Consider the following 12,147-nt stretch of genomic DNA (forward strand, 5'->3'; position numbering starts at 1 on the left):
TCATCCCATATATTTTATCCACAGCTAAGCATAAAAAAATGATTGTGGATAAGTAAAAATTTTAGGAAATATTTTTTTTTACATTTTTTGGTGGAGGAGTTTTGGATTAGAATATGGGGGACTTTTCACTTGACAAATACAATAAGCGGATTGAACGCGAGAAGCGTGATTTAGAGCATAGAGACTTAATATTGAAGGTGTTTAATCGAAGGGGCTATAAAAAAGGATCTAGATCTATTAAAATGACTTTGAATAATGAATTTAATATTATATATAGTATAAAACGTATCCGTAGGATTATGAACAAATATGAAATAATATGTCCTCATAGAAAGGCAAATCCATATAGAAGAATTGCTAAAGCAACGAAAGAGCATAGCGTAGTAAAAAATATTTTGAATCGTGAATTCAAGCAGGCTACGCCAGGAAAGGTTCTGCTTACTGATATAACATATTTACCATACGGTAATAGTAAAATGGCTTACTTATCCACAATTAAGGACTCCTCAACAAATGAAATATTAGCATATCAAACTTCAGATAGAATAACACTTGATATAGCCTTAAATACAATAAAGAATCTAGTTAAAAACAGACGAGTAACGTTAACAAAAGATGCCTTTATTCATTCAGATCAAGGTAGTCATTATACAAGTCCAACATTTCAAAAGCTACTAAAAAAGCACAAATTATCACAGTCAATGTCGCGTAAAGGTAATTGTTGGGACAATGCCCCTCAGGAATCATTTTTTGGACATATGAAAGATGAGATAGATTTAAAGTCCTGTACTACTCTTGAAAATGTTAAGAAAATGATAGATAGGTATATTACATATTATAATAATTATAGATACCAGTGGAACTTGAAAAAGATGGCTCCTGTACAATACAGAAAACATCTCTTAGCTTGTTAGCACCTTTTTTTAGTGTGTCCTTGACATAGGTACCAGTTTATTCATACCTTTCTTTTGTTATATCTCTTTCTCGAGCATCTCTAATAATTCATCAAATCTTCTTATAGTATCTTCTAAAGGTTTTGGTGTTGACATATCTACCCCAGCCTTTTTGAGTATATTTATTGGATAGTCACTTCCACCACTCTTTAGGAATTCTATATATCTTTCTACAGCACTTTCTCCCTCGTAAGTTATCATTTTGCTGAAAGAATTAGCTGCTGCAAAACCTGTAATATATTGATATACATAGAAATCATTATAAAAATGAGGAATTCTTGCCCATTCCATATCTATGCCATCATCTACCACCATATCTTCTCCAAAATATTTTACGTTTAAGTCATGATAAATTCTACACATATCTTCTGGAGCTAATGGACAACCCTGTTCAATCTTTTCATGTGTTATTTTTTCAAACTCTGCGAACATACATTGTCTAAACACCGTAGTTCTTATTCCTTCTAATTGTTGATTTATTAGGAACAATCTTTTCTTCTTATCTGTCTCATTTTTAATCAAGTAATCTATTAATAAACATTCATTAGTAATAGACGCAACCTCCGCGCAGAATAGTTCATATCTCGAATATATATATGGTTGATTCTTCCTTGAATAATAAGAATGAATAGAGTGACCCATTTCGTGAGCTAAAGTTGATACATCATTTAATTGATAGTTATAATTTAAAAGCACATATGGCATACTGTCATAACATCCCCAAGAATATGCCCCAGAGCGTTTACCCTTGTTTTGAAATACATCTACCCAACCATCATTAATTCCTTCTTTAAATATATCCAAATACTCTTGTCCTAGTGGTTTAATACCCTCGAGTGCTATGCTAACAGCATCTTCATACTTAATATGATCCTCTTCTGTTTCAACTATTGGCACATATAAATCATACATATGAATTTCATCTAGCCCGAGCAGCTTCTTTTTAAGGCTTACATATTTATGAAGGGAAGATAAATTGTTATTTATAGTATCCACAACATTTTGATAAACCTCTACTGGAATGTTATTTGGCTTTAGTGAACTTTCTATGGCTGATGTATAATTTCTTGTTTTTGAATTAAATATAAAATTCTTTATTGAAGATGTTAAAGCTGTTGTTAAAGCATTGCTAAATCCTTTATAGGTTCCAAATAATGTTTCAAAAGCATCTTTTCTTACTCTTCTATCCTTAGATTTTATGAAACTACTGTAGTTTCCTTCCGTGAATTCAACCTCATTACCTTTTTCATCTTTTATATTTGGGAATGTCATATCTGCATCTGTAAGCATTGAAAATATATTTCCTGGTGCATTTAAACAATCACTAACAGAGGCCAAAAGCTTTTCTCCCTCTGCACTTAAGGTATGAGCCTTCTGATCTAAAATATCTTTTAAATAAAATTCATATACTTTTAACTCTGGCAACTTATTAATAGCCTCGTCTACAGCTCCCTCTGATAATGATAATAGTTCAGGTATAAAAAATGCTGTAAAACTAGAAACCTCCGCACCGTATGCATCAATTTTATTTTTAAGCACTTGAAACTCTGCTTTAGCTGTATCCTCGTCCCCTCTTAGATGTGCATATACAAGCAATTTATCAAGAAGTCTTTCAATTTCTACATTGTTTTCTAAAAATGATAATAAATTTTCAGCCGAATCCAATTTTCCTGAAAATCTTAACATCTCTGGAGCTTTAGTTTTTAGAATTTCGAAATCTTCTTCCCACAACATTGAACTCTTATATAGATTTTCAACCTTCCACTTGCATGCACTATCAATTTCATCCCTTGTTTTAAGTTTATTACTTTCGCTCATTAAATCTTCCTTCTTTCATCTCATAAATTAAAAATCTATTAAAGCAAATTATTAATTTACATATTTTAACTATAGTATCATATAATACAAAAGCATTCCATAATTTATACTACAACTATATTTCTGCAACCATTTGACCTAGCTATTTCTCCCAATTCATTCATGATTTTCGCATTAGGTGTATAACTATTTACAAGACCTTGCCGCGCGCCTAGTTGCCTATATTTAATAAGTTTATATCTTATATCTGGATTTAAAGATGCCATAAGTTTACTAATTTTATCTACATTATTATAATTGTCTATTACTTCTGGTACAATCACTGTTCTAATTTCATAAATTTTATTTAAGTTCGCTAAATATTTTACATTTTCTATTACGATAGTATTTCCTGTGCCCGTAAGTTTTATGTGTTCCTCATTATTATAAGATTTTATATCAACCATTGCCATATCCATAACATCTACTAGCTTCTTATGCTCCCATAGGGGCACCGACCCATTGGTATCCACAAAACATGTTAAGTTCATCTTTTTAACTTCTTTAAATAAAAATGTTAAAAACTCACTTTGGAGGGTACACTCACCACCTGAAACTGTAATTCCAGATATGAATACTTTATTGTTTTCTATTTTTAGGAGCACATCTTCTACGGTCATGTTTTGTGCTTTTGGGGAGCTAAATCGCATACAACCTTTTATACATTCATCACATTTACTACAAATTGTTTTATCCCATACTACATGAGGCGCCTTAAATTTCAGTGCCTTATAATGGCAAGCACTCAAGCATTTAGCGCAGTTATTACAAACATTTATTGTCTCTGGATTATGACAATAAAGACAGTTAAAATTACACCCTTGCAAAAATATTGTTGTCCTATTTCCCGGGCCATCAACAGAGCTAAAGGGAATAATTCGGTTTACTAGTCCCTTAATCATTTTTTCTTATCTTCCTCTCTAGTACCCTATTATTTTTAACTGAGCCAAGTCCTAATGCAACTGTATCCTGAAGCACCTGCTGACCTGCATCTAATTTCTCCATGTCTGATCTTTTCACAAGATATCCAGTAATTCTTATTACATCACAATCAGAAGAATACGCTGAAAAATATCTCATTTCATTTTTAAAAGCACCTTTAATAATATCCAGTATATATTGTGGGTTACTTTTAACTGTACTATCAAAAGCAAATACATCACCTATCCCCGATGGAAAGAACTTATGGAATTTAGCTGCCTGCACTATATGCTCTGGAAGTTCAGGTTCATCCCCAATTGGAATCCTACATCCTGGACTTATTCCTATATCAGTTTCAATGCCTACCTGAGCATGTAGTAAATATTTCCCCTTAGTTACAGTGCAGTTAGGATCATTGAATTTATTAACTTCGTCTTCAAGTTTCTCAATGATTTTATAGCCTAAAGTATTTGCTATATCACTATGTCCAAATCTGTTTTCTAAAATAGATGCATCAACAAAATTATTTACGCATTCAGCAAGTCCAAACATTCCAAACATGCCTGTAAAGTTATCTTTATTAATTAAACCTTCTTTTACTAGGAAATTCGTCTCAAAGAAACCGCTCTCCTCCACTAAAAATCTTATTCGCTCTTTCATATAATTAGCCATTTTTTCTATCGCATCTGGTAATATTACATTAATAAATTCATCTTCATTTTCTGCTTTTTTAGCAAGCGCTGCTAAATTTAATCTAGATAGTGTATAACTTCCTCCACCTATTGTAAGTCCATTATAACAACTCGCTATAGCATAGTTTCCATCAAATTCTTTAGAGAACATTTCATGGTTTGCAAAACTCGGCTTTGCAGTTATTAAAGTTGTATTAATACAATCAATAGCAAAATCATCAGACGTCTCAGTACTATATTTTAAAGTTAAGTTAGGGATTGCATTTTGCAGTTCTCTCTCTGCTCTTAATATTAATCTTCCAGCTCTCAAATCTCGAGGTCCTATATTTGCATGACAAAAAGAATCTGTTATGGTTCTATCTATATGCGTTAAAAATAATTTTATAGCATGAAAAGCTTCTTCTTCATTTACCACAAAGGGTTCCAAAAGAAAGTCAATATTTCCTATATATACTGGAAATGAAGTAATCGATGGTACATGCCTGTATAATATCAATAAACTATTTGTAGCCTCCCAAATATCCTTCGGTGGTTCTAATGCCAAAAATTCACTACCGTTTTTCATAAATCTCTCGTAATTAGGAACTATATACCTAGGTCTATAAGGTGCATGCCCCTCAAAAAGATCACAAATTATCCCCTCATCACGAAGCTTTTGAGTATCCTTTTCAATATTTAGAACATCTATACTATCCTCAGCTGCTCTAGCAAGGGTTAATACCTTTTGCTCATAAGTTAATGTTCGATTTTTAATAATCTCTAAAATGTTGTCCATTGAAACACCACTCCATTTAAATTATTTTAACCACATTTTCTCAAGATAAGTCGAAATGGGTTGTTTAACATATACGTATGTTAATTTATATATGTTGTTAATAATATTTTACATTCAATTATACGTTTTTGCAAAGATTTTCTTGGATATTCCATTTCAGATTGGAAATACTATTAATTGACGTTTGTATAAATATACCGGGGCATATAACCCACAGAGAATAGTAAGGAGGTTTGTATATTGTGCTCAGAAAACTTATCTAATGAACAATTTAAGAAGTTAGAGGATTTTATCAAAACTGTATCTAATGACCGTAGTTCTTTAATTGAAGTCTTACATAAAGCGCAACAAATATTTGGATATCTCCCTAATGAAGTTCAAGATTTCGTTGGGGAAAAACTACACGTTCCAACTGCCTCAGTTTATGGTGTTGTGACCTTTTACTCGTACTTCACTACAGTTCCTAGAGGTAAATATGTTATAAATATATGTACTGGAACAGCTTGCTTTGTACGAGGATCTGCAGATATTTTAAGTGAATTTGAGAGAAGACTTAATATAACTACTGGAGAAACTACACCTGATAAAAAATATACTATTGAAACGCTTAGATGTATAGGTGCCTGTGGACTTGCTCCAGTGGTAACAGTTAACGGAAAAGTTTATGGTCATTTCAAAACGAATGATGTAATTAAAATTTTAGAAGAGTACTCAGAATAGGTGATAAATATTAATTAATAATTGTTATCTACTTAATAAACAGCGAGGAGGACTTAACCTTGAATAAAATCAATTCTTTTAAAGAACTTACAAAAGCCCATGAGGATTTTATGCAACTACTCAAACTTAGAAAATTCTCTCATGGACAAGAACTAAGCGTAGAACATACTAGATGTAAGCGGGAAATATTAGTTTGTGGTGGAACCGGTTGTCAATCTGCTGATAGTGCACTCATTATTGATAAATTGAATGAAAAGATAAAAGAGGCAGGCTTAGACAAAGAAGTAAAAGCACATATAACTGGTTGCTTTGGTTTTTGTGAAAAAGGACCAATTGTAAAAATAGATCCTGATAATGTCTTTTATATTCAAGTAACACCGGATGATACTGATGAAATAGTACAGCAGCATTTGCTTAAAGGTAATGTAATTGACAGGTTATTATACGAGGAACCAACCTTGAAACGAAAAGTTAAAAGGCAAGATGAGATGTCTTTTTATAAAAAGCAATATAGAATTGCACTAAGAAACTGTGGCCTTATAAATCCTGAAGATATACGCGAATCAATAGCGCAGGAAGGTTACATGGCCCTTGGCAAAGTTCTTACTACTATGTCACAAGATGATATTATTAAACTAATCTCTGATTCTGGGCTTCGAGGACGTGGTGGCGGAGGTTTCCCTACAGGTACAAAATGGTCTTTTGCTAAGAAATTTGAAGCAGATCAAAAATATATTATATGTAATGCGGATGAAGGAGATCCTGGTGCTTTTATGGATCGTTCAATACTAGAGGGTGATCCTCATAGTGTTCTAGAAGCTATGGCTATCGCTGGGTACGCTATAGGTGCGTCCCAAGGTTTTGTCTATATAAGAGCTGAATACCCACTGGCCATTGACAGACTTAAAATAGCTATTAATCAAGCACGCGAATGTGGCTTTTTGGGTAACAATATTTTAGGAACTGACTTTAGTTTCGATATAAAATTAAAATATGGTGCTGGTGCCTTTGTTTGTGGAGAAGAAACTGCTCTTATTAACTCAATTGAAGGGTATCGTGGAGAGCCTACAAATAAGCCCCCATTCCCTGCTCAGAGTGGTCTTTGGGATAAACCCACCAGTGTTAATAATGTAGAAACCTTCGCCTTAATACCTGCCATTATAAATAAAGGAGCAGACTGGTTTAGCTCTATTGGAACAAAAACCTCAAAAGGAACTAAGGTTTTTGCTCTTGCAGGTAAAATAAATAACGTTGGTTTAGTTGAAGTTCCAATGGGAACAACTCTTAGGGAAATCATATTTGATATTGGTGGTGGCATTAAAAATGGACGGGAGTTTAAAGCTGTTCAAACTGGTGGCCCTTCTGGTGGATGCATTCCTGCATCTCTTTTAGATACCCCAATAGACTATGAATCTTTAAATTCCATAGGTTCTATGATGGGTTCTGGTGGAATGATTGTAATGGATGAAGATAACTGTATGGTGGATATTGCAAAATTCTATCTCCAATTCACTTTAGAAGAATCTTGTGGTAAATGTACACCTTGTAGAATAGGAAATACTAGATTGTATGAACTAGTGGAAAAAATAACCAAAGGTAAGGCTACCGAGCAAGATATAGACACATTAAAAGAGTTAGGTCAAATAATTAAAGACACTTCTCTTTGTGGTCTTGGTCAAACCTCTCCGAATCCTATTCTAAGTAATCTAAGGTATTTTGAAGAGGAATTTATATCTCATATAAGAGATAAGCACTGTCCTGCTGGAGTATGTAAAGACCTATTAATGTATGAAATCACAGACAAATGTATAGGTTGTACTCGTTGTGCCAAAATTTGCCCTGTAACTTGCATTCATGGAGAAATTAAAAAACTACATGTTATTGATCAAGATAGATGTATTAAATGTGGTTCATGTTACGAAACGTGTCCAGTAGACGCCATAATACGAAAGTAATACTTAAGAGAGGTGATAAATTTGAACTTAGTGACTTTAACAATAAATAATATAAAAGTAGAAGTAGATGGTGGTACATCCATTCTAAAAGCTGCCGAAAGCATTAATGTCCATATACCAACTTTATGTTATCTTAAGCTTCATGATGGCAGAACAGTTAATGACCCAGGCTCCTGCAGAGTATGTGTAGTAGAGGTAGAAGGACGCAGAAATTTAGCTCCTGCCTGCTCCACACCTGTAGCCAATGGTATGGTTGTAATAACAAATTCTATTAGAGCCATAAGATCACGTAGAGCAGTAGTTGAGCTCTTGCTTTCTAATCATCCTAAAGAATGCTTATTATGTGAGAAAAACCTTAAGTGCGAACTACAATCTTTAGCCTCAGAATTGGCTATTCGTGAAATTAAATATGTTGGTAAAATGTCTCATTATGAAACGGACAATTCCAGTTATTCTATTATAAGAAACCTGGATAAATGTATCTTATGTAGGCGTTGTGAAACTATGTGTAATGAAGTTCAAACCTGTAGAGTTTTGTCCGGAATTAATAGAGGTTTTACAACCAATGTAGCTCCTGCTTTTAATGCACCAATAGCTGAAACAAACTGTACTTTCTGTGGTCAGTGCGTTGCTGTATGTCCAACTGCTGCCTTAACGGAAGTAAATTTCACACCTAATGTATGGGATGCTATAAATACTAAGGATAAAATAGTTGTAGTACAAACTGCGCCAGCCATTAGAGCCGCCCTTGGAGAAGAATTTGGTTTAGAACCTGGAACTCTAGTAACTGGTAAAATGGTATCCGCTCTACGTGCCCTAGGATTTGATTATGTCTTTGATACAGATTTTGCAGCTGATTTAACTATAATGGAGGAAGCTAGTGAATTTGTACATAGGTTAGAACACGGTGGTAAACTACCTATACTCACAAGTTGCTGCCCAGCATGGATAAACATGTTAGAACATGATTATCCTGATATGCTCGATATCCCCTCTACTTGTAAATCACCACATGAAATGTTTGGTGTTATAGCTAAAACATATTTTGCGGAGAAAATGAATATAGATCCTAAAAAAATGGTTGTAGTCTCTGTTATGCCTTGCCTTGCTAAGAAATATGAAGCTGCAAGAGATGAATTAAAACACGATAATCTAAGAGATGTAGATATTGTAATAAGCACTAGAGAATTAGCAAAAATGATTAAAGAGGCTGGCATTGAATTCACTACATTAAAAGATGATGATTTTGACAATCCACTAGGAGAATCATCTGGAGCTGGAGTTATATTCGGAGCTTCCGGTGGAGTTTTAGAAGCAGCTGTCAGAACTGCTTATGAGTGGATTACTGGTGAAACAGGTCCAGCATTAGAATTCCACTCCATTAGGGGTCTTGAAGGCAGTAAAAAAGCTACCGTTAAAATAAATGGAATTGATGTACATGTAGCAGTAACAAATGGTTTAGGTAACGCAAGAAAACTACTTGAATCCATAAAAAGTGGTGAATCCACCTACCATATAATCGAAATTATGGCATGCCCAGGTGGTTGCATCGGTGGCGGTGGCCAACCATATATTCACGGTGATATTGATATACTCAAGAAGAGAATCGAGGCTATTTACAAAGAAGATGACAATAAAGTTATAAGAAAATCACATGAAAATCCTTCTATTCAAAAACTATATAGTGAATTCTTAGGTGAACCTTATGGTGAAAAGGCTCATGATTTATTACACACTCATTTTGTAGATCGTAAATATCAAAAAATGAAAAGATATGAACCTAAAAAATAAGGGTGCAACCTATGAACTTTCTCCTACGGGACTTGCAATAAGAGATTGAAACGTGAAATTCCATTTAGAATTCTAATCTTTTGCGAATATAAAATTCTCTACCTCTGGGTCGTTCTCTGGGGGACATAACAATTATTAATTGTTATGCACTCACATTCGGCGTCCTGCCTCAGGTTCGCTAGCCTCACTTCCTGTGAGGCTCACGAGAATTTTATATTAGCAAAACAAGAATTTCTAGATGGAATTTCAATGTTTATGCTCTTCTTATTTCAAAACACGCAGTGTAAGGTCACTTCCGGAGAAAGTTCATACCATTATGCTAACAAAAGCGTACCTCGTAGTAAATATATCAAAGAGCGAACGCGATTTTGTGCTCTTGTGTAGCTGGTAAATAAAATAAATCTTACAATCCCCCATCGAAGTTAAACCATCCCTACCACATATACTTCGTCTTACAATATCCCCTTTTAAAAGTCCCTTGACCTTGCTCATTATATTGCATAAAATCCTTTTTCATATATTATGCTAACAAAAGTATATATTGCGCAAGGATGCATTTGAACTAGCCTTAGTAATTCTTAATTTATTTTATTTACAGATGCGTTAAAAAAAGTACATGTTTGAGCTTAAGCGAGTTTGTACTTTTTAGCGGCTGTAAATAAAATAAATTTTAGAATTCCTTGGCGCCGCGAAAGCATCCCTAGCAATATATACTTTTGTTCTAGCATAATCTATGAAAAAGTGTTTACCTTAAATATGAATGTTAAGCCATTTTATTACATCCGCAATTACTTCTTCTTTATTTGTTTCATTAAGCATCTCATGTCTTCCATCTTTATAAAGTTTGTATGTTAAATCCTTAATTCCATGTTTTTTATAAGTGTTAACAAGTCTTAAGAGACCCTTACCATTTTTTCCTACGGGATCTTTGTCCCCTCCGAAAATATAAACAGGTAAATCTTTAGTCACATTCTTGATTTCCCTATGATTTTCTATACTCTTTAGGCCCCCTAAAAAATCACAGAAAAATCCAGCTGTGAAAACAGTCCCACAGAATGGGTCGTCTATATATTTATCTACTTCCTTGTTATCCCTACTGAGCCAATCAAAGTCTGTCCTATTTGGTTTAAAAGAGTTGTTATTACTTCCAAAAATCAATTTAGCTAATTTATTACTTTTTCCACTTCTCCCAATTTTCTTAATCTCCCCTTTTGCTATCATTCTTCCTATGTCTAAAATAATACCCTGTGCTCCGCAAGTTCCTGTAATAATAACACCTTTTAATTCATTTCCATATAAACAAATATATCTTTGTGCTAAAAAAGATCCCATACTATGCCCAAATAAAAATATAGGTAAATCCATATTTTCTTCTTTAATTCTATTTTTTAGTTCATGAGTATCTTCAACCATTGAATTAAAGCCATCATCGCCTAGGTCTCCTAGCTTTTCCACTGTACCAGCAGTTTTCCCATGACCTCTATGGTCATTAGCATAAACAATAAACCCATTATCTGTTAAAGACCTTGCAAAACTTTCATACCTTGCCGCTGTCTCTGCCATTCCATGTGCTATCATAACTACTCCTTTTACTTGTACATTCGAATCAGGTAGCCATTTGTATACGAATACCTCTAAATCACCCTTATCCTTAAACTTGAAATTTTCTAATTTCATAAATCCATCCCCCGTATTTACATTTTTATATTAACTTTTATCTTATATTTTTCTAAATTATAGTTTAGTAATTCCTTATAAATATGTAATTATATATATTTTAATGTTAAAATGAGTTAAAACAAAAAAACCACACTAATCTAGTCTATTATATAACAGACCTTCTAGTGTGACTCACTTTTCTATTATCTATATTTCATGTTTACTCTCACTAAAATTATATCACTAAAATAACTATTTGGAAAGTAAAATTATGTTTTTTACCATATTAAACTTTATTTCTCCAAAACCTTATAATTTACATCTATATATTTATCTTTATCGTAGAAATTCTCTGCTTCTCCATAAATTCGTACATTTGTAGATACAGCATTTAAAGCAATATATTTTGCAGTATTTACAGCTACATCAATAGTTTTATCTACTACAACCGCGGTTACTGCTGCTGTTACTTTTAAAGTTCTAAGGGTAACTCTAGAAGCTACTCTGCTATACTTTCTGCTATTAATAGCCAATTTATCTTTTCCTGATATCTCCGCTATAGAAGATATAACATTACCAGTTAAATCTATTCCATATCCAGCAGTATTTCCAACTAATTTTCCCACACCATATATTATCTTTCCTGCAATTGTCATAATTATCACCACACCTATACTCTTAATCTCTTAAGTAAACACAGGCGTTACCGCCCATGCTCCTCGACGGAACCGTACTTGCCCTATTAAGGCATACGGCTCTTCACATCATATTTGAATCACCTATAGAACAAACTAACATTAATAGTTGGTTCTAATAATGGAAAA

8 protein-coding genes and 1 pseudogene are annotated in these 12,147 nt (G+C 33.4%); 4 read left to right on the forward strand and 5 right to left on the reverse strand.

Annotated features, from left to right (window positions below):
* Nucleotides 1-122: 122 nt before the first annotated feature.
* Nucleotides 123-914, forward strand: a pseudogene (locus VIM70_RS02965) (IS3 family transposase); the annotation flags it as partial.
* A 57-nt stretch (nt 915-971) separates the two neighbouring features.
* Here the strand turns inward: VIM70_RS02965 and pepF are convergent.
* The 3 genes from pepF to VIM70_RS02980 all read right to left on the reverse strand — a co-directional run bounded on the left by pepF (nt 972) and on the right by VIM70_RS02980 (nt 5,198).
* Entirely contained in the window at nt 972-2,771 is a 1,800-nt protein-coding gene (gene pepF, locus VIM70_RS02970) for an oligoendopeptidase F (RefSeq protein WP_331943981.1), read from the reverse strand.
* A gap of 104 nt (nt 2,772-2,875) precedes the next feature.
* Nucleotides 2,876-3,712: a YjjW family glycine radical enzyme activase gene (locus VIM70_RS02975; protein WP_331943982.1), complete on the reverse strand. Its 837-nt coding sequence runs from the start codon at nt 3,710-3,712 to the stop codon at nt 2,876-2,878.
* Nucleotides 3,705-5,198, reverse strand: a complete 1,494-nt coding sequence (locus tag VIM70_RS02980) for a YjjI family glycine radical enzyme (RefSeq protein ID WP_331943983.1) — start codon at nt 5,196-5,198, stop codon at nt 3,705-3,707. Before VIM70_RS02980 ends, VIM70_RS02975 begins: the two co-directional genes overlap by 8 nt.
* 240 nt (nt 5,199-5,438) lie before the next feature.
* Here VIM70_RS02980 and nuoE point away from each other — a divergent pair, with 240 nt between their 5' ends.
* From nuoE to VIM70_RS02995, 3 genes are read left to right on the forward strand one after another with little or no spacing between them, the layout of a single operon-like run.
* Nucleotides 5,439-5,918 (forward strand): NADH-quinone oxidoreductase subunit NuoE, encoded by a 480-nt coding sequence (nuoE, locus tag VIM70_RS02985; protein WP_331943985.1) that lies wholly within the window; start codon nt 5,439-5,441, stop codon nt 5,916-5,918.
* A 59-nt stretch (nt 5,919-5,977) separates the two neighbouring features.
* Nucleotides 5,978-7,873 (forward strand): NADH-quinone oxidoreductase subunit NuoF, encoded by a 1,896-nt coding sequence (nuoF, locus tag VIM70_RS02990; protein ID WP_331943987.1) that lies wholly within the window; start codon nt 5,978-5,980, stop codon nt 7,871-7,873.
* Nucleotides 7,874-7,894: 21 nt separating this feature from the next.
* Nucleotides 7,895-9,664: an NADH-dependent [FeFe] hydrogenase, group A6 gene (locus VIM70_RS02995; protein ID WP_331943989.1), complete on the forward strand. Its 1,770-nt coding sequence runs from the start codon at nt 7,895-7,897 to the stop codon at nt 9,662-9,664.
* A gap of 750 nt (nt 9,665-10,414) precedes the next feature.
* On the opposite strand, the gene VIM70_RS03000 is transcribed toward VIM70_RS02995, so the two are convergent.
* Nucleotides 10,415-11,341 (reverse strand): lysophospholipase, encoded by a 927-nt coding sequence (locus VIM70_RS03000; RefSeq protein ID WP_331943991.1) that lies wholly within the window; start codon nt 11,339-11,341, stop codon nt 10,415-10,417.
* Nucleotides 11,342-11,616: 275 nt separating this feature from the next.
* Complete coding sequence (locus VIM70_RS03005; protein ID WP_331943993.1) at nt 11,617-11,979, reverse strand: hypothetical protein; 363 nt, start codon at nt 11,977-11,979, stop codon at nt 11,617-11,619.
* Between the last annotated feature and the right edge of the window lie 168 nt (nt 11,980-12,147).

The organism is Clostridium sp., assembly GCF_036569345.1.
Lineage (GTDB): Bacteria > Bacillota > Clostridia > Clostridiales > Clostridiaceae > Clostridium_AD.